The following is a 26,402-nucleotide window of genomic DNA, read 5'->3' on the forward strand; positions in this document are numbered from 1 at the left end:
GGCTTCCTCCTAAAAGAAAGCCTTGAATCACGTTCCGTCTGATTTGAGAATCCCAAGAGTCCACACAGCCTAGGAGGTTGGCCTAATACGCATTAGGGCGTGATGACTTTTCTCCTGATCGTCATCCCGCTCTATCTCTCTGTTTGAGCATGATCTCCGCGCCCTAGATCGCACCGGCTTCGCGCGCAATGGCTGCAGCCTGCGTGCGTTTGCGCGTTCCGAGTTTTTCGTAGATGCGCCGCAGGTGCGTTTCGATTGTGTTTTCGGTCAAGAACAAGTCTCGGGCGATAGCCTTGTTCGAGCTTCCTTTCCAGATCAATCGCAAAATCTGTACCTCGCGGGTGGTAAGCCGAACCGCGCTCCCCGTTACCTCAGCCCTGCGATCTCGATGCCCCGTCGTCATCGCGGCAGTTGGCTTCTTGAGCTCGCGCAACAAACCAACCGTGCGCGGCTCCCTCATGACCGCAGAACGAACCACAAGCGGCTCTGTCGCCCAGCTCTCATCGGCGAGTACCCGCACCATCCCGCCGTCCGCAGCGCGCATCACCGCCTCATCGAACGCCGCGCTGGCCTCACGTCGTCGGCCGCCTGATTCGAGCGCTTGCGCCTCAAAAAACAACAGCCGCAGCGCCCGACGTCGACGCCCGGCCGCCTCGGCGCGCTGCCGCTCGGCGCGGATTTCCGGAACCGTCTCATTGCTATTGCCTGTCGCCTGCCGAAGGCGCAGTCCGGCAATCGTGACGTCGTCGATTTCGCCGGCGTGCGGATTGAACGCGCCAAAACTGTCCCAGAGAGCCGCGTCGCTTCCAGCAGCGAGCGCGCGGCGCGCACCTTCCATATTATTGCTCCGCAACGATGCGTAGGAGCGCTCGAGCCACGCGGCGGCGGTCAGGCGGCGAAGGCCGCGCCGAGCACCTATCTCACCGAGCTGAACCAGCACCGACTGGCCGTCATCGCCGCGTCCGCGCAGAAAGTACAGTCGGGCGGCAATACGATGCAGCACGATCAAGTGATCCGGCATGCCGGTCTCGATCACGATCGGCATGTAATCATCGATAAGCGCCTGACAGGCGTCGAGCGCATTGGCTTCATAGAGACACTCCGCAAGGTAGGTTGCGACGACGGCGCCAGCGCCGCCATAGCGTTCGCCTCCCGCGATGGCCCGGTTGAACGCACGTTCAAGTGTTGCGCGCGCGGCCGCGACCTGCCCGAAATTAAGTTCGATGGCCGCGGCGAAGCACGCGCTATAACTCAAGACATACAGCGCATCGATCGGTTCGCAGGCGTCGTGCGCCTGCGCGAGCTCGCGCTGCGCCTCATCGTAGCGCCCGAGCGCAATATGGCAGAAAGCCCTCGCATTGCTGGCGAGGCCCGCCGTGAACCGGCCAAAATGCGACGGTCTGTTACGCAATTCATCGACGGCTCGAAGCAAATCTGGAATGCTGTCTGTCCAGCCGCGCATCATGAGGCGCATGGCAACGATTTCGTCATCAGCATCCGTTCCAACCTCATGGGCCCGTTCAATAACGTCCATGTACCGCCTGGCACCATCATAGCGATGGGCAAAGATCGCCGCGAAGGCCGCGGCCCGAAGCAGCGCCGGCCGGCGATAGACTTCGGCGTCGGGCAACAGTGCAATGGCGTGTGCGGTGTCTGCCACCCGGCCGGAATGAACATTGTCCATGGCCGACGCTGCGAGCAGATCGGCGGCAAGCGTGTGATCCTTTGCCGACAGCGCATGTGTAATGGCTTCGTTCATGAAACCATGGGCGGAGGTCCAGCAGGCCGCGCGTCGATGCAACGGCTGCAACTCGCCCTGTCTCTCCCGCGCCATGCGAACACGCAGGAAATCAGCAAATAACGGATGATAGCGATACCAGCGCTCCTCTGCGTCGACCGGAACGAGGAGAAGATTGTCGCGCACGATCTGCGCGATCATCTCATTGCTATCGCCTCGCTCGAGCGCAGCGTCACACAGCTCAGCACAAAATTGGTCAAGAACGGCGGAACGCAGCAGGAAATCGCGTTGCGGGGCCGGTCGACTGTCGAGCACTTCCTGCGCCAGATACTCGGCGACGCTTGCACTGGCACCCGAAATCGCCCGCAGCGCATCGGACCCGTATCTGCCGTTCACAGCGATTGCCGCGAGCTGCAGCGCGGCGGGCCACCCTTCTGTGTGCTGCTGCAGCGCCCGGATTGCTGCAACGCCGATATTCTGACCTTCCAGAAACGCCTGGGTCTCCTCCGGTGTAAAACGCAATTCCGCCTGATCAAGTTCAAGAAGCTGGCCATACGCGCGCAGCCGGCCGAGCGCCAAAGGCGGCTTCGTGCGGCTGGCGAGAACGATGCGATGGTGCATGTCAAGATCGGCCAGCAGACGCTGCAGGAAGGCCCAGACGCTCTCATCAAGGATCAGTTCGAGATCGTCAAAAAACAGAGCGATTGGAGAGTCGGAGATCGATAGTCGTTCGATCAGGTCAGCTGCCCTGCCCTGCACCGGATTCGCATTTGTCGGGGGCGTTTCCATGGACGGGCTGGCGATAGGCTCCCCGAACGCGGTCTGAATTGCCCCCTTCAACGATTGCAGGAAGCGACCGAGTTGATTGTCAGCCCGCTCCACCTGCAGCCAGACGGTGGCGATGCCACGCGCCTGGAAGCGTCGCCGCAATTGCTGCATCAGCGTGCTTTTTCCAAAACCGGCCGGGGCGCAGATCAGCGTTAGCTGCGCGACGCTTTCGCCAATCAGGCCCAGCAGGCGTGCCCGCTCGACCATCATGGCCGGCGCTCGCGGGGGCGAAAAGCGAGCGCCTCGCAGGCCTGTCGTTTGAATTGCCTGGTGTAACGACATCCGGCGCTCCCAGCTTGATGCGGAGGAGCCTGGATGCTGCGATGGCGGATTTCCGCTGTCAATACAGACGCTTGCGTCCGTGACTGCACAATTCACGGTTCTCCGTGATGTTTGCGCTGCACCCTGGAGGCTACTTCCCGCTCAGTGCCCCGCAAAGCGGGGCGACCGACGGGAGATAATGGGAAATGGTCCGCCGCCACGCGACCGCGCAGCAACTGCTGAACGAGGCGATTCACAACGCCGAACGGAATAGCCATGCCTGCGCGCCGCGATAGATCGCCTGCGTCGCGAGCGCTTGACGATCGCCGTCTACGACGCGTCATGCAATTCATTGCGGCCAATCTGCATAACACTATCCGTCTCAAGGACTTGGCTGAGGTTGCGAGCCTGAGCCCGTTTCACTTCTCCAGGGCTTTTCGCAAGGCCACAGGAGAATCCCCGCATCGCTTCGTCCGCGAATGTCGCCTTGAGAAAGCAAGGGGATTGCTGGCCGACGGAGCCGCAACCATTGCGGAAATCTCCCTGATCTGCAGCTTTTCCTCACAGTCGAGCTTTACCCGCGCTTTCACCCGCGCCTTCGGCGTGGCGCCGGGCAAATATCGCCGAAATGACGGTCGCCGCTCACGAAAGACCCAATAACCGAGGGCAGCGAAAATCAGCAAGATCGGTAAAGACACCAATGGTATAAAGCTGCCTAAATAGTGCATGCCGTCGCGCGTCCGCTGAGACGGGGCTTGGCTCACAGGGCTTGGCTCATGGTCCGTAATCAGCGGCTCTGAACGCCTGACGACAACTCGGTTGGTCGAGCATGGAAGAGAGCAGCGCTTACGGCCAATCTTTCGGAGAACGCCTGAGGGCGCAAGCCATCTCGTTTGTTCGCTCGTTGCGCAACACCAATATCGCCGCAACCGAGGTCCGCGCCGACAATCCGCCACATGGCCTGTCCGCGCCCCTTACGCGCGAAGATGCGTTCTTGGTGGCGATTATGCTGCGTGACTATCCAGTCCATGAGTATTTCGAGGACGGCCGAATTGCGGGAGTAACATCGCTCAGGACCGGAGAGACGGTACTGTACGATGTGAAGCGCAATCCGCAGTTTTATATCAATAATCCATTCCACAGCGTTCATTTCTATTTTCCGCGTGTCGCGCTGAACCTGATCACGGAAGGTGACGACGCGCAGAAGGTTGAGGAATTGCGGTATCAACCCGGTGCCGGTGTCGATGATCCCATTCTACGGGCATTGGTCGGCTCTCTGGTGCCGGCTTTCGAGCATCCCGAACAAGCAAGCCGCCTTTTTGTCGAGCATGTCACATTGGCGGTTGGCATTCATGTCGCCAAGACATATGGGGGTGCGCGTTCAGTCGCCATGACCTCGCGCGGCGGATTGGCGCCCTGGCAGATGAAGCGCGCCGAGGACACTCTGGCGGCTAACTTGGAGGGCGACGTGTCCCTGGCCGACCTGGCAAACGATTGCGGCTTGTCGGCAAGTCATTTTTCCCGGGCGTTTCGGCAATCCACCGGCCTCTCGCCGCATCAGTGGCTCCTGCAGCGCCGCGTCGACCAGGCAAAAAATTTGCTGTCCGAGCGCAAAATGTCGCTCTCAGAGATCGCGCTGACCTGCGGATTCGCCGATCAGAGTCACTTCACGCGCGTCTTTGCACGTCTTGTCGGAATTGGTCCTGGTGCCTGGCGCCGAAATCGCGACTAACGTCTATTAGAACGATAAAGATCGTTGTTGTTCGCCGTCGCAGGGCGTATCGTACGCCTTACAAGAATCCGTACGCCTATTCCAGATAGAACGCCTTGCCGCGCAGCTTAACCTGCTAGCCGGCAGGGCAACTCAAGCAGTTGAGACTTGGGATGCAAGAGAGCAGCGGTTACGGTGACAGGTTTGGTGAGCGCTTGCGGGCCAAGGCCACCGCATTCGTTTCGCGTTCACTGCGCCATACCAGTATCGCGGTGACAGAGTTGCGCTCGGACAACCCTGAACATGGCATATCTGCACCGCTTGTTCGTGAAGATGCCTATTTGATCGGCTATCACTTTGTCGACTATCCCATTCACGAATATTTTGAAGACGAGCGCGTTGCTCCGCTCACTTTTCTCAGGGCCGGCCAGACCACGCTGTACGATCTCAAGCGCAGTCCGCAATTCACCATCAACAAGGCGTGCCACTGCGTTCATTTCTATTTTCCACGTAGTGCCCTCAACATCATTGCCGATAACGCGGAGGCACGGCGGATTCACGAACTTCGCTATCAGCCCGGCGTCGGGGTCGATGATCCCGTCATACGCGCGCTGACTTCCTCGCTCGTTCCAGCTTTCGAGCATCCTGATCAAGCAAGCCGGATATTTGTGGATCACGTCACGCTCGCGGTCGGCATTCACGTGGCCAAGACGTATGGCGGCATGGTTGCGCAGATCCGGCCACCGCGCGGCGGATTGGCTCCTTGGCAGCTGAAACGGGCCGAAGAGACGCTCGCCGCCAGTCTTCAGGGTGACGTCTCGTTGGCGGATTTGGCGAATGATTGCGGCATATCGGCAAGTCATTTTGCCCGCGCATTTCGGCAATCGACCGGTCTATCACCCCACCAATGGCTTCAGCTGAAACGCGTGGACGAGGCCAAGGTCCTGCTGCGCGAGAGACGGCTATCACTGTCGGAAGTCGCCCTTGCTTCCGGCTTCGCTGATCAAAGCCACTTTACCCGGGTCTTCTCCCGCTTGACCGGTGTCAGCCCCGGCGTGTGGCGCCGAAATCTAGACTAATGTCTTAGACTTCTCGTGGTCGAAACGGTCAAAGCCTGCACGAATTTGACAATCGTTTTTTTGCGGGGCGATGCAAGTAGCAGCATCGCTTGCAGAAGGGTCTCACATGACGGACCAAGGCGGCGCCTATGGCCAGCGGCTCGCAGATGCTTTCCAGCTCAACCGAGCGCCCGCGTTCGTGACGCGCTCCCTCCAAAAGTCGAAGATCGCCGTCACCGAGATCAAGTGCGAAATCGCCAACCACGGCCTTACAGCACCGATCCCGTATGAGGACGCCTTTCTGATCACGGTGCAGCTTCAGGACTGCCCACGACACGATCTCTTCATCGATAATCGGCAGGTGCCGACCAGCTATTTGCGAGCGGGAAGCGTCAGCATCTACGACCTGCGCTCCAATCCGATCGCCAACAGCATCAGTACCTTTCATTCACTGCATTTCTACGTCCCGCAGGCCGCTCTCGATGTCGTCGCCGATATGGAAGGCTGTGGTCGGGTAGATGAATTCGCCAATGAGCCCGGCGTTGGCATGGAGGATGCGGTGCTCAGGGGACTGGGAACAGCCCTGCTGCCGGCATTCCAACGCCCCAAGGAAGCCAACCAAATTTTCATCGACCATCTGACGATTGCGGTGACGGCGCATACGCTGAAGACCTATGGCGTCGGCAGCTGTGCAATTCCTTGCACGCTCACGGGTCTGGCGCCATGGCAAGAGCGACGCGCCAAGGAGGCTCTAAGCTCCCGATTGGACGGCGAGATCTTTGTGTCCGATCTTGCCAGCGAGTGCGGACTTCCCACTGGCGCTTTTCTGCGAGCCTTCCGTCAAACCACCGGGGTCAGCCCACACCGCTGGCTGCTCCAGCATCAGGTCGAGCACGCCAAGTTCCTGCTGCGGAGAAATCGGCAAGCCGACCTGGATGAACTGGCTCTCGCGTGCGGGTTCGCCAGCGAAGCTCACCTGGTGCGCGTATTCAAGGGCGTAACCGGCGTGCATCCCGAGGCATGGAGGCAGGGATAGGACGTCGACGGAATTGACCGGCGTGCATCACCGGTGGTCTCCAGGATTCCGTCGAACATTGATGAGCAACAGCCATGCAGCATCTGAGGCAGTCAGACACAGCGATCGAGTACGAGCCGACGAGCGCCGAGCATAGGCTTGTGCCAACAAGCTTCCTCTCGGAATTCATGGCGGCCCTCCTGAACACGAAGCCAAATCCTGACGTCATCCTCCCGAGAACAAGGCCTGCGTTGAACGAGCATATTCGCTACCTTGCCAGGCTCTGGACGGTCGGCATCGTACTGATGACCGCGGTAACCTGGGGAATGGTGCAGCTTCAGGTCTTCGACCGCCCGGGAACCGCAATACTCGCCTATTTGCTTATCATCATCGTACTTTCGCTGATGGACAGTTTCGTCACTTCCGCGCTCTTCTCGCTGATTGCGGTCGGCTGCCTAAACTATTTCTTCATGGTACCCCTCTATTCCTTCGAGATCACGAGTACGCAGGACGCGGTGGCCCTTGTCGCATTCGTGATGACGTCGTTTGCGATCACCACGCTCGTCAGGAGAGCACGCCGCTTCGGCGAGGCACAGCACGCGCAGGCGCATCTCCTCGACCTGACACCGGACGCCATCCTGGTCGTCGATGTCAGTCGCGTCATCACTTACTGGAACCGCGGCGCTGAACGGCTGTTCGGCTGGACCCGGGAGGAAGCGCTCGGCAAGACCGTGCACTTGCTCTTGAAGACCGTCTATCCTGCCCCCTTGCAGGAGATCGTCGAGACCGCCAACCGCGACGGCCGTTGGGAGGGCGAATTGGTGCAGATGACGCGCAATGGCGCCGAGGTCGTGGTTTCCAGCAAATGGACAGTGCGGCGTGACACACGGGGAAACTTGATCGGCACACTCCAAAGCAATACCGATATCACAGCCCGCAAGCGCGCCGAGGAAGCGCTCTTGAAAAGCCAGGCGGCCTATCTATCGGAAGCGCAACGATTGAGCCACACCGGCAGTTTCGGCTGGAACGTCACGACCGGCGAACTGACCTGGTCGGCGGAGAGTTTCAGGATATTCGGATTTGATAGCGAAGCAAAACCGACCCTCGAGCTCGTCTTCCAGCGCGTCCATCCCGACGACCGTGTACGGGTCCGCACGCAGCTTGAGCGAGCGGCCGCCCACGAGGAGCCGCTCGATTTCGAACATCGGCTGCTGATGCCGAATGGCTCAGTGAAGACGCTGCATGTCGTCGCCCGCCCCTCACTGGAGGAACGCGGACATCCGAAGCTGGTCGGCGCCGTCATGGACGTAACTTCGTACAAGGTCGCCTATTCGGCCCTGGAGCAAAGCGAGCAACGCTATCGCCTTCTCTTCAAATTCATGCCGATCTCATTGTGGAGGGTTGATGCCGGGGCCGCGTGCGAGATGCTTGATGAACTCAAGGCCGCCGGCGTCACCGACTTCCCAGCGTACCTGGATGCACATCCCGAATGGATAATGAAAGCGATGCACGCATTCAAGACCGAGGAAGTTAACGACGCATGCGTGCGCTTGCTGGGCGCCAAAGACGCACAGGATTTGTTGGGACCAATAACCCCATTTTGGCAGCCCAAATACTTGCGACGCCTCCTCGAGAGCCGATTTCGAGATGAATCATTCTTCGAGGAAAAAATGCAATTCGTCACAATGGACGGCCGGCTAATCGACGTGCTTTTCACTGCAGTGCGCACCGGTTTCGGCTTCTCAATTTCGGGACTGGTCGATTTGACCGAGCTCGTCAAAGCGCAGGAGACACTTGAGCGATTGCAGATCGAGTTCGCGCATGCCGCCCGGGTCTCGACGCTTGGCGAATTGACCGCCTCGATCGCCCATGAGCTCAACCAGCCGCTCGGGGCGATAGCGACCAATTGCTCGGCGGGTCTCAGATGGCTCAACCGCTCCCAGCCTGACTTGGACGAGGTCCGTACGTTGATCCAACGCAGTCTTTCGGATGCGCGGCGGGCGGCCGACATTGTCGCCCGCGTGCGCGAGATGGCCGCGCGCCGGGCGCCCGCGCGCGTGCTCGTGTCCCCGCACGCCATTATCCTGGAAGCGCTGCAGTTCCTTCGGCATGAAGTCGAGTGGCGCGGCGTTACCGTTTCACACGGCTTCTCGCCCGCGGCGCCGCATGTGCTGGCGGATCGGACCTTGCTGCATCAGGTCATTGTCAATCTTGCCGTCAACGCCATGCAGGCCATGGCGCAGGTCGGCGCAGCAGAGCGCAGGATCACGGTGCGGACCCGCTCGCTCGACGGCGCGTCGCTGTGCTGCAGCGTCGAGGACAGCGGTCCGGGAATCGAACCGGATCACCTGCCCCGCTTGTTCGAGAGCTTCTTCACGACCAAGGAGGGAGGCATGGGAATGGGATTGTCCATCTGCCGCTCGATCATTGAGGCCCATGGCGGGCGAATCGAAGCCGACAATGGCAGCATCCACGGTGGCGCCCGATTCTCCTTCACGTTGCCGGCGGCGAATGGAACCCTGCAATAGGGTTTCGGCAAGGCGCCAGCATTCAATACGCAAGGTTGTGGTCTAGAGAAAAGGCAAAACTATTCCAGAGGTGGCAATCCCATCCAATAAGGCGAGCAGCACTTGAGCCATTGTGGCCGCCGATAACCGATCGAACCCGATCGCTTGTCGGACGCATTAGCTGCACAGGTGACACATGCCCGACGCCGTCTCGAAACCAGTGCTACAACCCAGTGCGCAGACCGCCACCCCTCGCTTGTTTGTGCTCGAATTGAATGCCGGCTGCATTCATTCGATGAACGTCGATGGTTCGACCAAGAAGACCATTGTGACTGGCTGCCGGTTTCCGGACGGCATTGTCGTAGATGTCGAAGCGGGCCACATCTATTGGACTAACATGGGCGTTCCAAGCCTGAACGACGGCTCGATCGAGCGCGCTGATCTGGATGGCAGGAACCGCACGACCATCGTCGCCGAAGGCGATACTCACACCCCCAAGCAGATCATTCTCGACAAGCAAGCCGGCAAACTATACTGGTGCGATCGTGAGGGCATGCGCGTCATGCGGGCCAATCTCGACGGCTCGCAATTGGAGACGCTGATCCAAGCGGGCGACGGCGACGCGGACCGGCGTGACCAGACCCGGTGGTGCGTCGGGCTCACCATCGACCCCAGGCACAACAAGATCTACTGGACGCAGAAGGGCCCAGACAACGGCGGCGGGGGCCGTATCTTCCGCGCCAACGTGGAAATTCCGCAAGGCGAGACGGCCGAGAAGCGTTCCGACGTCGAGGTGTTCTTCGATGGCCTGCCGGAGCCGATCGACCTCGAGCTCGATCTGAAGAACCGCCTCCTGTACTGGACCGATCGTGGCGATGCGCCGCGTGGCAACACCGTCAGCCGGGCCTCAATCGACCACAAGCTCGCCGAGCCCGAGATCGTGTTGAGCCATCTGATGGAAGCGATCGGCATTGCGCTGGACGTCCCGCACGATCGGATCTTCGTGACCGATTTTGCCGGATCGCTCTACTCGTCTCGGCTCGACGGCTCGGCCGAGCGAAATTTCCTCTACGCCCAGGGCAATCTCACCGGCATCGCCTATGCCGAAATCCCCCAGGAGAATTGATATGTCGCAGCACAAGCCCATTCGCCGGGTGGCCATCATAGGAACGGGCGTCATTGGCGCGAGCTGGGCTGCCCTCTTCCTTGCAAACGGCCTCGAGGTTGTGGCGACCGACGTTGCCCCGGACGCTGAAGCAGCCCTCAGGCGCTTTGTTGCAACGGCCTGGCCGGCGCTGCAGCGATTAGGCCTCGCAGCCGGCGCAACGCAGAGCAGACTGACTTTCACTGCAGCACTCGCGAACGCAGTGAAGGACGCGGATCTCATTCAGGAGAACGGCCCGGAAAAAATCAATTTCAAACGAACGCTGTATAAGCAGCTCGACGAGCTCCTTCCCGCCGATGTGATCATCGCCTCGAGTTCGTCCGGTTTGACCATGAGCGAGATCCAGTCGGCCTGCGAGTTGCATCCAGAGCGCTGCGTGATCGGGCATCCCTTCAATCCGCCTCATCTGGTCCCGCTCGTCGAAATCGTCGGCGGCGCCAAGACCTCGGAGGACACCATCCGCCGCGCCGCGGAGTTCTACACGTCCATCGGCAAGCGGACGATCCGTCTCAACAAGGAAGTGCCCGGCCACGTCGCGAATCGACTGCAAGCTGCACTGGCGCGGGAGGTCTACCACCTTGTTGCTGACGGGGTCGTCAGCGTCGCCGACGTCGACACCGCATTGAGCTGGGGGCCGGGCCTGCGTTGGGGCATCATGGGCCAAGTGCTCCTCAATCATCTCGGCGGCGGCCAGGGTGGCATCGAGCATTTCTTCCAACAGTTCACCGGTCCGATGACGGCCTGGTGGAAGGTGCTGGGCTCGCCGGAGCTTACCCCCGAGGTTCAGCAAAAGCTGATCGACGGCGTTCACGCCGAAGTCGGTTCGCGCTCGATCGACGACCTGGCGGCGGAACGCGACGAAATCTTGCTCGGGCTTATCGAAATGCGCAACAAGGCCAGCAAGGCAAATCAGGCAAAGGTCGCCTGATCGCCAAGCCTTCGATTGGACCGCACGCGCCTCCAAGGCCCTGAGTCCTTGGAGGCGAATTCACGACGGCGCGGCGACGAATTCGCACTTCGCCGCTCCCGCTACAACGAAGCAAAAACGTCCCAGTAACGGCAAGCGGCTTCAAGAACGCGGACGGCGCTCCCGGCAAATTCGGCGGCGAGACCAATCAGCGCGCTCGACGCTTCGCTCAGGCTTTCGCGCTTCAAACCGTCCCGCCAAGGAGATTCAACATGGCCACAGCCACTGCAGCCCGCAAACCGGACGCGAAGGCACTGCCAGTGCCGGACGGCGATTTCTACCAACTTGTCGAGCTCCTGAACGCCGACGAGTTGGCGCTTGTCAAGAAGGTGCGGGCCTACATGGATGCGAAGGTCAAGCCGATCATCAACAAATATTGGTCCGACGACGCCTTCCCGTTCGAACTGTTGCCGTCATTCAAGGAGCTCGGCATCGGCGGGCTTGGCTACGAAGGCTATGGATGCGCCGGCGGCAGCCAGAAGCAGTTCGGCTTCGTGGCAATGGAGTTGGCACGGGTCGATCCGTCCATCTGTACCTTCTTCGGTGTCCACAGTGGCCTTGCGATGGGCTCGATCTATCTCGACGGTTCCGAAGAGCAGAAGCAGAAATGGCTGCCGCAGATGGCTCGTTTCGAGAAGATCGGCTGCTTCGGCCTGACCGAGCCCTTGATCGGCTCCGGTGCGAGCGGCGGCCTGACCACAACCGCGAAGCGCGACGGCGATTCCTGGATCCTGAACGGCCAGAAGCGCTGGATCGGCAACGCGCCATGGTGCGATCTCTCCATCATCTGGGCCCGCGACCTCGCCGACAACCAGGTGAAGGGCTTTATCGTGGAGAACAAGAGCTCGCCCGGCTTCAGCGTCGAGAAGATCGAACACAAGGTCGCGCTCAAGGTTGTCCAGAACGGCCAGATCACGCTGACGGACGTGCGCGTGCCAGAAGCCAACCGGCTGCAGGCCGGCAACTCCTTCCGCGACACCGCCCGCGTATTGCGCATGACCCGCTACATGGTCGGGTGGGCATCGACCGGTGCGCAGATGGGCGCATTTGAGAACACCCTCGCCTACACCCAGAGCCGTCTCCAGTTCGGCAAGCCCATCGCCTCGTTCCAGCTGGTGCAGGATCTGCTGGCCAAGATGCTCGGCAACCTTACCGCTTGCCAATGCATGATGCTCCGGCTGGCCCAGCTCGACGACGAAGGCAAGCTCGGCGACCACCATGCGGCGCTGGCCAAAGCCTTCTGCACCGCGAAAGCTCGCGAAACCGTCGCGTGGGGGCGCGAACTTTTGGGCGGCAACGGCATCGTCGCGGACTACAACGTGGCGCGCTTCTTTGCCGACGTCGAGGCGCTCTACTCCTACGAAGGAACCTACCAGATGCAGAATCTGATCGTCGGCAAGGCGATCACCGGCATCAGCGCCTTCATCTAACCGCGCCGCAGAACGGGCGAGAGGTCACGCCCTCCGCCCATCCCGTTCCGGACGAGGAGACAGTAATGGCAGATACGTTGGCGCTGGCGAACGTGCTCTACGGGAAGAAGAACGGCATCGCCTACGTGACCCTCAATCGCCCAAAAGTGCTCAATGCCCTGAACACGCCGACCTGGATCGACCTGCAGAGAGCGTTCGAGGACGCAAAGGCTGACGCATCCGTGCACGGCGTGATCCTCACAGGCGCCGGCGACAAGGCCTTCATCGCCGGGGCCGATATCAGCGAACTCGCTCATGTCGACGCCTATGAGGCGGAGGAATCCAGCCGCTTCAGTCAGGATGTGCTGAACCTGATCGAAAATCTCGGCAAGCCCGTGATCGCGGCGATCAATGGCTTCGCGCTTGGCGGTGGTTGCGAAACGGCGATGGCCTGCACCATCCGGATCGCGGCCGAGCATGCCAAGTTCGGGCAGCCCGAGGTCAAGCTCGGCCTGTTACCCGGCGGCGGCGGCACGCAGCGTTTGCCCCGGCTGGTCGGCAAGGGCCGGGCTCTGCAGCTCATCCTGACCGGGGAAACGATTTCGGCGCAGGAAGCATACCGCATCGGGTTGGTGAACGAGGTTGTGCCGGCGGCTGAGGTGATCGCGCGCGCCGAAGCGATCTTGAAGCAAATCGCCGCCAACGCACCGATCGCCGTGAAATTCTCACTGGAAGCAGCTCACAAGGGCCTCGAGACAAGCCAGAGGGAGGGATTTGCGCTGGAGGCCTCCTATTTCGGCATCTGCGCCGCGACCGAGGACAAGAAGGAAGGCACTGCCGCTTTCCTCGAGAAGCGCGTGCCGCAGTTTCATGGTCGTTGAAGCGCGAGTGGCTAAAAGGCGTGTCATGGCAGTCTCCAAAACATCCGCGAGTCCAAGCGCCGAATTTCAGCTCACCAGTGCCGACGGATTATGCGTAGCCTGCGCGCGCTGGGACAGCTGCGGGCCGACCCGGGGTGTGATCCAGATCGCGCACGGCATGGGCGAACATCTGAGGCGCTACGTCGACACCATCGATGTTCTGGTTTCGATGGGCCTTACAGTCTACGGCAACGATCACCGCGGTCATGGACTCACCGCCCGCTCGGCCGCACAGTTAGGAGATTTTGGCGAAGGCGGCTTCGAGCTGCTGGTGACGGATATGGTGCGCCTCAGCGAGGTTGCCAGGAACGAGCATCCCGACCTGCCCCTGCTCCTGTTTGGCCACAGTATGGGCTCCTTCGCGGCGCAGCGCTATGCGATCGATCACAGCCACAGAATCGACGGTCTCATCCTTTCGGGGTCAGGGGCCCTCGACGGGCTGGCGCGACTGGCGAGTTCGGCGCCACCCGGAGCGAACCTGCTCAACGCCGCATTTGAGCCGGCGCGCACGCCGTTCGACTGGCTGAGCCGCGATGAGCTCGTTGTCGACGCGTTCATCGATGATCCCCTGTGTTTTGCGGCCCTGCAGCCGGATTCGCTTGCGTCCTTTCTTGGTTCGGCTCCCACGCTCTGCGATCCCGTTGCCTTGTCAAGGATACGCTGCGACCTACCGGTCTACCTGTTTTCCGGCCGCGAAGATCCCGTCGGCCAACACCTCGATGGCGTCAGACTCCTGGTGGAGCGCTACCGCGCCGCCGGACTGCACGACATCGCCTTCGATGCCTATCCGGGCGGACGCCACGAGATGCTCAACGAGACGAATCGCCGCGAAGTCCAGACGCGGCTAACTGGATGGATTTCCCGCGTGCTGGACCGCCCGGCCGCCGATGACACCCGTCATTCGATCGACGCACGAACTGCAACGCTGAGGAGACAGTAAATGTCCACTGACAACATTTTCTCGGGACTGAAGGTTGTGGACCTGGCGAGTTTCATCGCCGGTCCCGGGGCCGCCGTCATTCTCTCCGACTTCGGCGCTGACGTCATCAAGGTCGAGCCGCCAGGCGGCGATACCTGGCGCATCGGGTACAAGATCCCGCCGCAGCCGCGTGCCAAGGACAACTATCCCTGGCATCTGAACAATCGCAACAAGCGGAGCCTGACGCTGGATCTGAAATCGCCACACGCGGCTGAGATACTCGAGCGGCTGGTCAAATGGGCTGACGTGTTGATCGTCAACACCCCTCACCCCGCCCGCAAGCGGCTGAAGCTCAACTATGAGGATGTCACGGCGTGGAATCCCCGTCTGATCTATGCCGACATTACCGGCTATGGCGACAAAGGGCCGGACGCCGACCTGCCCGGATTTGACATCACCGCCTATTGGGCGCGAAGCGGCCTGCTCTCCCTAACCCGCGACGCCGGCGCGCCGCCGACCTTGCCGGTGTCCGGCAGCGGCGATCACGCCACCGCCGTGAGCCTCTACTCGGCTATCGTGACTGCGCTGTACCGACGTGAGCGGACCGGGCAAGGCTCCTACGTGACGACGTCGCTGCTCGCCTCGGGTGTCTGGGCCTGCGGTGTTTCGGTCCAGGCGGCGCTGTGCGACGCCCAGTTCTATCCGCTGCACGATCGCAAGAGCCCGCCGAACGCGATCTTCAACGTCTATCAGGCCTCCGACGAGGCCTGGTTCCTGATCGTGTTGACGCCTGACAAATGGCCCGCCTTTGCAACTGCTGTTGGCCGCCCCGATCTCTTGTCCGACGCCCGCTTCTCGGATGCAGCAAAGCTGGTGGCAAACGCGGCACAGCTTTCGGCAATCCTCGACGAGGTATTCCGTTCGCGACCGATGTCGCATTGGCACGACGTTTTCGATCACAGCCACATCACTTTCGGTGTGGTCCGGGCGCCTTACGAGGTCGTCAAGGATCCGCAGCTGCACGAGAACGACATCGTCGTTCCGCTCGAGGGCGCCGGCGGCAATCTGACATTCACCGTCAGCAGTCCGCTGCAGATCCACGGCGTGACGAAGGTCGCGGCCAGGCGCGCGCCGGAGCTCGGCGAGCACAATGCCGATATTCTCAAGGAGTTGGGCTATGACGACGGCCGGATCGAGGGACTGCTCGTCAGCGGTGCCGTGCCACGCCCTCAGGAGCACAAACCCTCGGCGGCCTAGCGACGGCTATTGATGCCTTGACTTCAAAACACAGCGACCGGGTCTTTGCTTTACCCGCTCGCTGGTCGCGGCCGAATGAAGCCATTCGTGGCTTGAAGTTAACTAGCTCAGAAACGTCAGAATCGCCGGGCATCCAGCTCCTCGAATTCCATGCGGCAGGCCACACTGAACTCGTGCAACAGGTCGATCGCGCCATGCTTCGCCATCTCGCGAAGCTCGACGAAAGTCCGGTCAGGCTCAAGGTAAGTGTCGAGGATCTTTCTCGCGATGTGCTCGCCGCAGTGGACGACGCGTTCACTCGATAGCACCCGCATCCTTCCAAGCTTGCCGTAGAGACCGACCAGGCCCGGTATGTCGGCCTCATCGTGCTGGAGCGCATCGATATAGCATTTCGAGGCTTGCTCGATGAACTCCCGGTAAAGGTCCTGACGGCGGCTCTGCTCATGCGACAGCCATTGCGCGCGAAGCTGGACCCGCTGGGTCAGCAAGTTCGCGATCAGACTGGTCATCCCGCCGACGGCGGTCCCGGTCAGGGCAGCGAGCGCGGAGATGATCGAGGCGTCCATCGCGATATCCTCAGCCGGAGTATGGCAGGTCGATCAGGTAGGTCGTGACGATCAGCGCGTGGATCGTGAGATAGGCGAGCAGCTTGCCTGCAACGGTCGCCAAGCGTTCATGATCCGGACTTCTGCTTGATGAGGTCGACGGCACGAGGCACTTCAGCAATCAATCGCGAACTGCGTTGACCGGTCAAGTACGACCAGAACCATTGCGTTTGCACTCTAAAGCGGTTCTGAAGCTGCGGCAGCGCGAGCACGTGGAGGATAGCCCACAGAATCCATGTCGCAAAGCCGCTGGTACGCAGCGGGCCGGCCTCCAGGATAGCAAAGTTCTTGCCGACCACCGCCATGTTGCCTTTGCTGCGGTAGAGGAACGGACGGCCATCCTTCCGTCCTTTGACGCGATTAGCGATCAATCGCCCGACAAACCGCCCCTGTTGGATCGCGGCCTGTGCGACGCCGGGCACGGGATGGCCGTCCTGGGTGAGCGAGCTCGCATCCCCGGCGACGAACACGTCACTCGCCTCCTGGATCTCCATGAAGGGCCCGACGAGGGCCCGCCCGGCCCGGTCGGTGTTGGTGCCGACCATTTTCACGACCGGCGAGGCCGCTACTCCCGCCGTCCACAGCACGGTCGCGCTGGCAATGCGTTCCCCGCTGGCGATGACGCCTTGCTCGTCGACCTTCTCGACCTTCAGCCCGGTCCTGACCTCGACCCCTAGCCTGGTGAGACGCCGCACGACCTTCTTTGACAGCGGCTCGGCAAAGCTCGGCAGGATACGGCTGCCGCCGTCGAGCAGGATGATCCGGCTGTTCGCCGGATCGATGCTGCGAAAATTGTTGCGTAGCGTGATCGAGACCATCTGCGCAATCGAAGCCGCAAGCTCCACACCGGTGGGGCCGGCTCCAACCAGCACAAACGTCATTTGCCGCGCGCGTTCTTTCTCGTCCTCAGTGGCTTCGGCCAATTCAAAGGCGCTGAGGATCTTGGTTCGGACGGTCTCCGCCTCATTGAGGCTCTTGAGACCGGGCGCGTGTAGTGCGAATTCATCATGACCGAAATAGCTCGGGCGCATTCCCGTAGCGACAATGAGATAATCGAACCCTAGCTTGCGGATTCCAAGACCAGGGTAGATCGCTTCGACCGTGCGCGCGTCGCAATTGATGCCGGTGACATCGGCGAGCACTACGTTGAGGTTTCTCTGCTTTGCCTCGAGCTGTCGAATCGGCGCTGCGATCTCCGAGGGCGCTAGAACCGCGGTGGCTACCTGGTACAGGAGGGGCTGAAAGATGTGATGGTTGCGCCGGTCTATCAGAACGACTTCGACATCGGCCTTTCTCAGCGCACGCGCCGCTGCGATACCGGCAAATCCACCCCCGATGACTACGACGCGCTTCCGTTTCAGCGGAGCAGATTCGGGCGCCGATTCCCTCTGTTGCGGAAGCTTCTCGGTCAATACGGTGTTCATCGGCCTACCCGGGAATCTCCTGCTAAAGCCGCCCGCCCACAGACCGAACGGGCATAGAGCGGCCTGCCAGACCGTTCTTGAACGAGGTTGCCCAGCCTAGAACGTCCTTGCCGCATTCGAATTGGCGCATTTTTCCGCACCTTGGGAACGCGTCATTGCCACTAATTTCGGCCGACTACGCCAAGGTTGCCAATGCACTGCTTTTGACGCTCGCAGAATTCCTTCGACGAGTTCACGCCGGACATTCGTGCCGCCTGGATCGCGGTTTACGGCACGATTTCGGAACTGATGATGGCCGGCGCGGAGGTCCAATAGTGGGCACGCGCCAGTGAAGTCCTATCTCGTCATACGAAAGCGCTCAATCCGGTGATGGATTTGCCGACGATCAACGTGTTCATCTCCCTGGTCCCCTCATAGGAGTAGATTGCCTCTGCATCGGCCACGAAGCGCCCGATGTGGTTCTCCAGCAGGATGCCGTTGCCGCCGAGCAGCTCGCGGGCATAGCCGACCGTCTCGCGGCACTTCACAGTGCAGAACGCTTTTGCGAGCGAGGCGTGCTCGTCCTGCATCACGCCTTCGTCCTGCAACTGCCCGAGTCGCAGCATCATCGCCTGGGTCGATGTGACATTGCCGAGCATGCGCACCAGGAGATCTTGAACGAGCTGAAAGCCGCCGATCGGCCTGCCGAACTGCATTCGCTCGGTCGCGTAACGCAGCGCATGCTCGTAGGCGCCCATCTGGCAGCCCACGGCGAACCACGCCACCCCGGTGCGGGTCATCTTCAGAACCTTTGCCGTATCCTTGAACGTGTTGGCGTTCTGCAGGCGATCCGCCTCGGCCACGCGGCAGTCATTCAGGGTAATCAGCCCGTTCTGAACGACCCGCAAAGCCATCTTGGTCCTTATCTTCTCGACCGAGAAGCCCGGATTGTCCTTTCCGACGACAAAGCCCTTGACCTGGTTTGAGCCTTCCTCGCGCGCCCAGATCACGTTGACGTCGGCGAAGGTGGAATTGCCGATCCACTTCTTCTGGCCGTTGAGGATCCAGCTGTCGCCTTCGCGGCGGCACATCGTCATCATTCCGCCGGATGCTGCGGAGCCTACCAATGGCTCGGTCAAACCGAAGGAACCGATCGTATCGAAGCGCATCATCGCCGGCAGCCAACGCTGCTTCTGCTCCTCGTCGCCGCACAGATAGATCGACCCCGCCGACAGCCCGGTGTGCACCCCCCAGAACGTCGCGACCGACGCATCCACGCGCGCCAGCTCCATCGCGACAAAGCCGTTCAACAGCCAGCTACCCCCGGCCGCCCCATACCCCTGGTAGCCGATGCCGCCTATGCCGATTTCGGCCATCTTGGGAATGATGGCGAACGGAAACTCATCACGACCCCAATAGTCCTCGATCACAGGCGCGACCACGCCTTCCGTGAAGGCACGAACGCGCCCGAGCAGCGCACGTTCCTCATTGTTCAATACGCCGGCGATCCTGTAGAAGTCGCCATCGATTGGGGGTGGTACGTAACCCGGTTTCTCCGTCAGCTTTGCCTTCGCGTTCGCCATGGGCTCCTCCCTGGAATGAATGGTGAGGTCGCATCCGTCATGATTTCCTCCCTTCTCGTTGTGCTGGGTTATGCGGGTTGGCTATCCGGTTTCGGCAAGATATGTCTCATTCGACCGACCGTTTGCTGAAGCAGACACGCTCCGGCTCGACCCGTTCGAGCTCGTCGGCCAGAAATTCCTCGATGAGGGCCGCGGTTTCCCCCGGGTTCGTCACCATGAACAAATGTCCGTCGTCGATCATGCGGAGTTCGGCGTTCGGGATCAGCCGCGCCATTATTTGGCCGTTGATGGGCGGGACCAGCGGATCGTCGCTGCCCATCAGAACGAGCGTTCTCTGCGGCAACGACCAGAGCCATGGCAGGCTCGTCCATCCGACCATGGCGAGAAGCTGATAAAGGTAGCCTAAGTTGCGTGCGCCGTGCATCGCTTCCGCATGGGGGCGGATCAAGGACGGGTCCTTGCGAAACGCGCCGCCGTAGATGTCCGGCGCGACCCTGCTCAAGTATTCCTTGTCGACATAGCGGCGCGGCGTCGCCATCATCCACAGCACCGAAGGGCTCGCCGGCACCATGGTGGCCCCCGGCGCGGTCGCGGCGAGCACCAGTCGCCGGCACAGCTTTGGATATTGATGCGCGAATTGCTGCGCGATGCCGCCTCCCCAGGACACGCCGGCCACGTCGATCTCATGGTAACCGAGCTCCGCGAGGAGGTCGGCGGCGAGCCGCGCGAGCGTCGACGGGCGATACGGCAGCAGAGGTCGCGGCGATCCGCCAACGCCGGGCACGTCAAAGATGATCGCTGTCGTTCTGGTGAGCGCCTCAAGAAACGGCCTCGCCAGCTCCCAATTTGCCCCTATTCCGTTGAACAGCAGAAGCGGTGGGCTGTCGCCGGTCCCGCGCTTGATCGCAAGCCGCAACGACTGCCCGCCAATCGTAATTTGTCGGGTCTCAATCTCGTTCGGATTCACAACAGTCGAGCCCGGCTGCCGGCTGCTCGATTGGTCGGAGTTGGTTCGGTCGTCAGTCAAAGACGTAGGTTCCTGGCGCGGGTCCAAGGACGGGATGGCGTTCACTGCCAAGCGACGCGGGCGCGCTCACCTCCTCGCCCGAGCGCGCATGGAGCCAGTCCCGCCAATCGAGCCACCAGCTTCCCTTCCGTTTCTCGGCCGCCGCAAGGAATGCGTCGGGGCCGCTGCGGTTGACAGGCCCGATCATGAAAGACGCCTTCGGGTTGGTCGGTGGATTGAGCAAGCTCTGCAGATGACCGCTGTTCGACAGCACGAAGGTTGTCGCGTCGCCCATGATCTGCGCCGTCCTATGGACCCCCTTCCACGGCGTGATGTGGTCGGTCACTCCAGCGATGACGTAGCTGTCGGCCTTCACTTTGCTCATGTCGATGATCTTGCCGCTTAGCGTGAGCTTGCCGGCGCTGACGAACGGATTGGTGAAATAGAGATCGAGGTAATCGCGGTGCAGGCGGGCTGGAAGACGGGTTGTATCGGCATTCCAGTACAGGATATCGAAGGCCGGCGGCTGGTTGCCCAGCAGGTAATTGTTCACCCAGTAGTTCCAGATCAGATCGTTGGGCCGCATCCAGGCGAACATCCGGGCCAGATCGTGGCCGTCGACGATTCCGCGAAGGCGGGAGCTCTCCTTGGCGGCCCGCATGGTCTCCGGCGTCATCAGGCAACCGAACGCACTCTCCTCGGCGGTGTTCGGATCGAGCAGGCAGACTGCCAGCACCATGTTCCTGATTTTCTGCTCCGCCGCGCTGCCCAGCGTCGCAAGATACGCTGTCGCGGTGATCCCGCCGGAGCAGGATCCCATCATCGAGAGATCGTCGCAGCCGGCGACTTCGCGCACTGCGTCAACCGCTCCGTCAAGCGCAGCCACATAGGTGTCCAGACCCCAGTCGCGGTTGGCCGCAGTCGGATTGCGCCAGCTTACGCAAAAGGTTTGAATACCGCTCTCGAGCAGGAAGCGAACCATGCTCTTGTCGGGCGAAAGATCGAGCGCGTAATATTTGTTGATCTGAGGAGGGGTGACGACCAGCGGTCGCTTCCAGACCTTCTCGGTTGTCGGCGCGTACTGGATAAGCTCCAGCAGTTCGTTGCGGAATATGACTGCGCCCGGCGTCATCGCGAGGTTTTCACCAACCTTGAAGGCGGTTTGATCCACCATCGACGGCATGCCGCCATTCCTGGCGAGATCATCGAAATAGTTCTTCAGCCCGTGCCATAGACTTTGGCCGCCGGTATCGACGAATTTTCGAACTGCCGCCGGATTGGTCAGGATCGCGTTGGTCGGAGCGACGGCGTCAACCAGGATCTCCGTGATCAAATGTGCCCGCGCCTTGTCGATCTGGCTGAGGCTCGTCTTGTCGACGAAGCCGTTGACCGCGTCGCCCCAGGCAAGATAGGCCCTCAGTAGTCCGCTATGCAGCGCACTCTCCTTCCAGGTGGGATCAGAGAACCGCCTGTCGCCCGCCTTCGGCGTCCGCTCGGATTTGCCGGCGACGATCGAGCCCAGCTCACCCAGGAAGGAAATCCACTGTTCGGTGGCGACTTTCGGCTCGTTGACAACCGCCTTGAACAGGATACCCGCGCTTTCGACCAGATCCTGCCCCTGAATGCCAACAAGGGGATTGAGCGCCAGCGTACTTCTGGACGCTTCCTCCGATATCCCCGGCGTCGCCGATATCTGCTCGCGCTTCTCCGTACTCATTGCTGCCCTGCTCCCTTCGCGGGAATCAGCAGCGCCAGCGTCTCCGCAATCAGGGCTGGCTTCTCCGATCCCTCCACTTCCAGCGTGTTTTGAGTCTTCATGATCACCTGCCCACCTTCTCTCGGCTCGATCCCGGCGAGAACGACGCGCAGCCTGACGCGCGCGCCGGCGGGCACCGGCGCGAGAAAGCGGACCTTGTCGATGCCATAGTTCAAGCCGGCCGCGGCATCCTTCGGGATGACACCGACCTCCATGGCCAGCGGAGCGACCATCGAGAGCGTCAGATAGCCGTGCGCGATCGGACCGCGGAAGGGACTTTCCTGCCTCGCCCTCTCGACGTCGACATGGATCCACTGATGATCGCCGGTACAGGAGGCAAAGGTATCGATCCGTGCCTGATCGATCGTGACCCAATCGGAAAGACCAAGCTCCTGTCCGACGCGTTCGCCGAGAGCGGCAAGTGTGAGGTTGCTCATGTGTCACCTCCTCGATGCGCTGATGGATGCCGAGCGGTTACATGTCGCCGTACTTCTCGCGCAGCACCTTCTTGTCGATCTTGCCGACACTCGTCTTGGGAATGCTGTTGATGAAGAGGACCTTCTCGGGGATTCCATATTTCGAGATGACGCCCTTGTCGGCGAACACCTTCAGATGGGCCTTCACAGCAACATCCGTCACCCCGCCTGCACCGGTTGTCTCCTTTATGACCAGCGCCAGCGGCCGCTCGCCCCAGCGGTCGTCCTTGACGCCGATCACGGCGGCCTCCAAGACGCCGGGACACTGCGTGATCAAGTCTTCGATCTGCAGAGACGACACCCATTCACCGCCGGTCTTGATGACGTCCTTGAGGCGGTCGGTGATGTGCACGTAGCCACCGGGGCTCACCACCGCGATGTCGTTGGTATGCAGATAGCCACCAGCCCAAAGCTGCTCGGAACCTTCGGGATTGTCGAAATAGCCCTGCGTCAGCCAGGGAGAGCGGAGTACGATCTCTCCCGCCGACTTCCCGTCCTGCGGGACATCTTTCATGTCCTCATCGACGATACGCAGGTTGACCAGCGGCGCCGCCATTCCCGCCTTGGTGCGGAACTCTATCTCCTGGTCCGGATCGCCGCTGAGGTCCCTCGACATGACGTGAGCCACCGCGGCAATCGGGCCGGTCTCGGACATGCCGTAGCCGGCAAAGATATCGACCCCCGCGGCCATAGCCTGTTTGGCCAACGCTTTCGGCAAGGCCGAGCCGCCCACGACCATCTTCAGGCCCGCAAGATCGGTCTTCGCCGCCGCCGCGGCGTTGAGCAGCATTTGCAGGATCGTGGGGACGCCATGGGTGAAGGTCACGCCCTCGCTCTTGATCAGCTTCAGCAGCATCGTCGGATCATAACGTCCGGGATAGACCTGCTTGACGCCCGCAACCGTCGCCGCCCAGGGGAAGCCCCAGGCATGGACGTGGAACATCGGTGTCATCGGCATGTAGACATCGTCGCGCGAGAACCGGCCTTGCCGGGTCGCCATGCCAAAGAATGCGAGTTCACAGAGCGAATGCAGCACAAGCTGCCGATGGCTGTAATAGACTCCCTTTGGTAACCCGGTCGTGCCGGTCGTGTAGAAGGTGGTCGCTTGCGTATTCTCGTCAAAATCCGGAAAGTCATAGTCCGGCGACGCCCCAGCCAATAGATCCTCATATTCCCCGACAAAGGTAAGGCTCCCTGTTTCCGGCGCGCGACGGTCCGACATCACGACCAGCGCCTTGACCTTCGGCAACTGCGGCATCAGGCCTTCGAGGAGGCCGACGAAGTCGTCATTGACGAGGAGCGTCGAGGCGCCGGCGTGATTGATCGTATAGGCAACCTGTTCGGGCGAGAGACGGACGTTGACCGTCTGCAGCACCGCCCCCATCATCGGGATCGCAAAGAAGGCTTCCAGGAAACGGTTGCTGTCCCAGTCGAGAACGCCGACCGTGTCACCGGGCTTGACGCTTAGCTTACTCAGGGCCGAGGCGAGCCGGCTGACCCGCTCTCCGACCTGTCGATAGGTGAGACGCCTTCGGTCGCAATAAACGATCTCCTGATCCGGCGACTGTAGTAGCGGCGTGTGCCATAACTGCTTGAAGATGAGCGGATATTGATAGGCGGATTTAGCGACCTGAATCAGCCTTCCGACCATAGCGGCCTCCCTCGAGCTTGCTTCTCCCTTCGGCCCTTGCGACGTCCGCTCTTTCGATCGCGCGGATCGCCGGGTCTACCGTTTGCTGCGCGACCGTTCGCGCGTGACATTGGCCTGAAGCGTCGCGTGACGCTCGGCATTTGTGAAGGTCCGGAACGGCCATCGACCGGGTCTGAACCCGACAGTCTGCCGTTATCTCCGGCAGAGGTCTTTACCGATCTTGCTGCCTTTGCGGGACGACGGCCAGCGTCATCCGCCCGACGATCCACTTTTGCTGCTACGCACCACAACGCCGAACCCACACGTTTTGGGCTCTCCGAAGAGCCGCTTGCCGCGATCTACTGCCGTAAGGCTTCTGGGCGTGAATGACCGCTCGTTGCGCGCTATCGCGTCGGTAGAACGCAGCAAAGACGTTCTCGAATCGGCAAGCGGCTTCGCGAAACCGGCGGTCACCTCAGCCAAATTCGTGCGGTATCTTCCTGAAGAACTGCGCGGGGGCAGCCGCCATGATCGCCCAGCTTACCTTAATCGAACGGCAGTACGTGATCATGATCAGCGCGGCCGTGGCCGTCTGTGGCGCCCTGATGATCCTGGTCGGACGCGATGACGCGATGGGCATTCACGGCGCCCTTGTTTTCCTGGCGGGCATTCTCGCGATCTTTCGCATCGGCGAAAGTTACTTCGCGCCGGTGCCGTCCGACGAGCGGCTTGCGCATTACTACGATGATCCCAGCAAGGTCGCCATCGTCCTTGCGATGATCTGGGCCGTGGTGGGGCTTGCGGTCGGCGACTGGGTCGCCTGGCAGCTTGTCGAGCCCGACCTGACGTTTGGGGTCGCCTGGTCGAGCTTTGGCCGGCTGCGGCCGGTCCACACCACGTCCGTGATCTTCGGCTTCGGCGGCAATGCGCTGATCGCGACGTCCTTCTACGTGCTGCAGCGCACCTCACGCGCCCGCCTCCCGGACCAGGTGAGTCCGTGGTTCGTGGTGTACGGCTACAACCTATTCTGCCTGCTCGCCGTCACCGGCTACATGATGGGCATCACCCAGTCCAAGGAATACGCCGAGCCTGAATGGTACACCGACCTTTGGCTGGTCGTGGTGTGGGTCGTGTACTTCCTGATCTACTTGCGCACGCTGGCGCGGCGCAAGGAACCGCACATCTACGTCTCAAACTGGTACTACATGGCGTTCATCCTGGTGGTGGCGATCCTGCACATCGTCAATAACCTCGCCGTGCCGGTCTCGCTCGGCCACGCCAAGAGCTACTCGGCCTTCTCGGGTGTGCAGGATGCGATGACGCAATGGTGGTACGGACACAACGCTGTCGCGTTCTTCCTCACCGCCGGCTTCCTCGGCATGATGTATTACTTCCTGCCGATGCGGGCGGGTCGTCCGATCTTCTCCTACCGGATGTCCATCATCAGCTTTTGGGGCATCACATTCTTCTACATGTGGGCCGGATCGCATCACCTGCACTACACCGCGCTGCCGCAGTGGGTGCAGACGCTTGGCATGACCTTTTCGCTGATGCTCCTGATCCCCTCATGGGCGTCCGCCGGCAACGTGCTGCTGACGCTGAACGGCGCCTGGGACAAGGTGCGCGACGACGCCACGCTGCGCTTCATGATGGTGGCGGGCGTGTTCTACGGCCTCACCACCCTCGAAGGATCGTTCATGGCGATCCGCTCGGTGAATTCGCTCTCGCACTACACTGACTGGACCATCGGCCATGTCCACGCTGGTGCGCTTGGCTGGGTCGCCATGATCACCTTCGGATCGATCTATGCCACGGTACCCTGGCTCTGGAAACGCCAGCAGATGTATTCGCCAAAGCTCGTCGAAGCGCATTTCTGGCTCGCGCTGGCCGGGACCGTCGTCTACGTGTTCGCGATGTGGAATTCGGGCATCGTCCAGGGACTGATGTGGCGGACCTACAATGAGAGCGGCACGCTCGCCTTTTCCTTCATCGACACGCTAGTCGCGATGCACCCCTACTACATCGCGCGCGCGGTCGGCGGCCTGTTGTTCCTGATCGGCGGCTGCGTCGGCGCCTACAACATCTGGATGACCATCAAGGTGCCCAGCGCCGCGACGGGCCTGGCTGCCGACATTCCGCAACCGGCCGTGGTCGGCGGCGGCGCGCTGCGGGCCGCGGAGTGAAACGC

At 61.2% G+C, this 26,402-nt stretch carries 20 protein-coding genes; 12 read left to right on the forward strand and 8 right to left on the reverse strand.

From position 1 onward, the window contains the following. Positions 1–163: 163 nt before the first annotated feature. Positions 164–2,776, reverse strand: coding sequence for a helix-turn-helix transcriptional regulator (locus tag AC5ZG1_RS39025; RefSeq protein ID WP_496136078.1), 2,613 nt, complete (start codon positions 2,774–2,776; stop codon positions 164–166). A gap of 393 nt (positions 2,777–3,169) precedes the next feature. Here AC5ZG1_RS39025 and AC5ZG1_RS39030 point away from each other — a divergent pair, with 393 nt between their 5' ends. The 11 genes from AC5ZG1_RS39030 to AC5ZG1_RS39080 all read left to right on the forward strand — a co-directional run bounded on the left by AC5ZG1_RS39030 (position 3,170) and on the right by AC5ZG1_RS39080 (position 15,755). After that, entirely contained in the window at positions 3,170–3,487 is a 318-nt protein-coding gene (locus tag AC5ZG1_RS39030) for a helix-turn-helix domain-containing protein (protein ID WP_496136079.1), read from the forward strand. A 169-nt stretch (positions 3,488–3,656) separates the two neighbouring features. Next, the gene (locus AC5ZG1_RS39035) at positions 3,657–4,559 is read left to right on the forward strand and encodes a helix-turn-helix domain-containing protein (protein ID WP_496136080.1); all 903 of its coding nucleotides are present in this window, start codon (positions 3,657–3,659) and stop codon (positions 4,557–4,559) included. Between the two features lie 152 nt (positions 4,560–4,711). After that, positions 4,712–5,617 (forward strand): helix-turn-helix domain-containing protein, encoded by a 906-nt coding sequence (locus AC5ZG1_RS39040; protein WP_496136081.1) that lies wholly within the window; start codon positions 4,712–4,714, stop codon positions 5,615–5,617. A 106-nt stretch (positions 5,618–5,723) separates the two neighbouring features. Further along, on the forward strand, positions 5,724–6,632 hold the full coding sequence (locus tag AC5ZG1_RS39045) for a helix-turn-helix domain-containing protein (protein ID WP_496136082.1): 909 nt from the start codon (positions 5,724–5,726) through the stop codon (positions 6,630–6,632). 167 nt (positions 6,633–6,799) lie between these two features. Then, positions 6,800–9,139, forward strand: coding sequence for a PAS domain S-box protein (locus AC5ZG1_RS39050; RefSeq protein ID WP_496136108.1), 2,340 nt, complete (start codon positions 6,800–6,802; stop codon positions 9,137–9,139). A gap of 175 nt (positions 9,140–9,314) precedes the next feature. Then, a complete protein-coding gene (locus AC5ZG1_RS39055; protein ID WP_496136083.1) occupies positions 9,315–10,244 on the forward strand; it encodes an SMP-30/gluconolactonase/LRE family protein in 930 nt (309 codons plus the stop codon). Beyond that, complete coding sequence (locus tag AC5ZG1_RS39060) at positions 10,132–11,211, forward strand: 3-hydroxyacyl-CoA dehydrogenase NAD-binding domain-containing protein (RefSeq protein WP_496136084.1); 1,080 nt, start codon at positions 10,132–10,134, stop codon at positions 11,209–11,211. Before AC5ZG1_RS39055 ends, AC5ZG1_RS39060 begins: the two co-directional genes overlap by 113 nt. A 251-nt stretch (positions 11,212–11,462) precedes the next feature. Beyond that, entirely contained in the window at positions 11,463–12,680 is a 1,218-nt protein-coding gene (locus AC5ZG1_RS39065; protein WP_496136085.1) for an acyl-CoA dehydrogenase family protein, read from the forward strand. A 65-nt stretch (positions 12,681–12,745) separates the two neighbouring features. Further along, a complete protein-coding gene (locus tag AC5ZG1_RS39070) occupies positions 12,746–13,540 on the forward strand; it encodes an enoyl-CoA hydratase-related protein (protein WP_496136086.1) in 795 nt (264 codons plus the stop codon). A gap of 136 nt (positions 13,541–13,676) precedes the next feature. Next, a complete protein-coding gene (locus AC5ZG1_RS39075; protein ID WP_496136087.1) occupies positions 13,677–14,519 on the forward strand; it encodes an alpha/beta fold hydrolase in 843 nt (280 codons plus the stop codon). Next, the gene (locus AC5ZG1_RS39080; protein ID WP_496136088.1) at positions 14,520–15,755 is read left to right on the forward strand and encodes a CaiB/BaiF CoA transferase family protein; all 1,236 of its coding nucleotides are present in this window, start codon (positions 14,520–14,522) and stop codon (positions 15,753–15,755) included. It begins immediately after the preceding gene. A gap of 116 nt (positions 15,756–15,871) precedes the next feature. On the opposite strand, the gene AC5ZG1_RS39085 is transcribed toward AC5ZG1_RS39080, so the two are convergent. The 7 genes from AC5ZG1_RS39085 to AC5ZG1_RS39115 form a co-directional block, all read right to left on the reverse strand. After that, complete coding sequence (locus AC5ZG1_RS39085) at positions 15,872–16,321, reverse strand: hypothetical protein (protein ID WP_496136089.1); 450 nt, start codon at positions 16,319–16,321, stop codon at positions 15,872–15,874. Between the two features lie 107 nt (positions 16,322–16,428). Beyond that, a complete protein-coding gene (locus tag AC5ZG1_RS39090; protein ID WP_496136090.1) occupies positions 16,429–17,784 on the reverse strand; it encodes an NAD(P)/FAD-dependent oxidoreductase in 1,356 nt (451 codons plus the stop codon). Between the two features lie 344 nt (positions 17,785–18,128). Beyond that, positions 18,129–19,346, reverse strand: coding sequence for an acyl-CoA dehydrogenase family protein (locus AC5ZG1_RS39095; RefSeq protein WP_496136091.1), 1,218 nt, complete (start codon positions 19,344–19,346; stop codon positions 18,129–18,131). Between the two features lie 106 nt (positions 19,347–19,452). Then, positions 19,453–20,373, reverse strand: a complete 921-nt coding sequence (gene phaZ / locus AC5ZG1_RS39100) for a poly(3-hydroxyalkanoate) depolymerase (protein ID WP_496136092.1) — start codon at positions 20,371–20,373, stop codon at positions 19,453–19,455. Continuing rightward, positions 20,366–22,069, reverse strand: coding sequence for an alpha/beta fold hydrolase (locus AC5ZG1_RS39105; protein WP_496136094.1), 1,704 nt, complete (start codon positions 22,067–22,069; stop codon positions 20,366–20,368). Before AC5ZG1_RS39105 ends, phaZ begins: the two co-directional genes overlap by 8 nt. After that, complete coding sequence (locus AC5ZG1_RS39110) at positions 22,066–22,545, reverse strand: MaoC family dehydratase (protein WP_496136095.1); 480 nt, start codon at positions 22,543–22,545, stop codon at positions 22,066–22,068. Before AC5ZG1_RS39110 ends, AC5ZG1_RS39105 begins: the two co-directional genes overlap by 4 nt. 37 nt (positions 22,546–22,582) lie before the next feature. After that, the gene (locus AC5ZG1_RS39115; protein ID WP_496136096.1) at positions 22,583–24,235 is read right to left on the reverse strand and encodes a fatty acid--CoA ligase; all 1,653 of its coding nucleotides are present in this window, start codon (positions 24,233–24,235) and stop codon (positions 22,583–22,585) included. 506 nt (positions 24,236–24,741) lie between these two features. Here AC5ZG1_RS39115 and ccoN point away from each other — a divergent pair. Beyond that, entirely contained in the window at positions 24,742–26,397 is a 1,656-nt protein-coding gene (ccoN, locus tag AC5ZG1_RS39120) for a cytochrome-c oxidase, cbb3-type subunit I (RefSeq protein WP_496136097.1), read from the forward strand. The last annotated feature ends 5 nt before the right edge of the window (positions 26,398–26,402 follow it).

It is taken from the genome of Bradyrhizobium sp. Leo78, assembly GCF_059512425.1.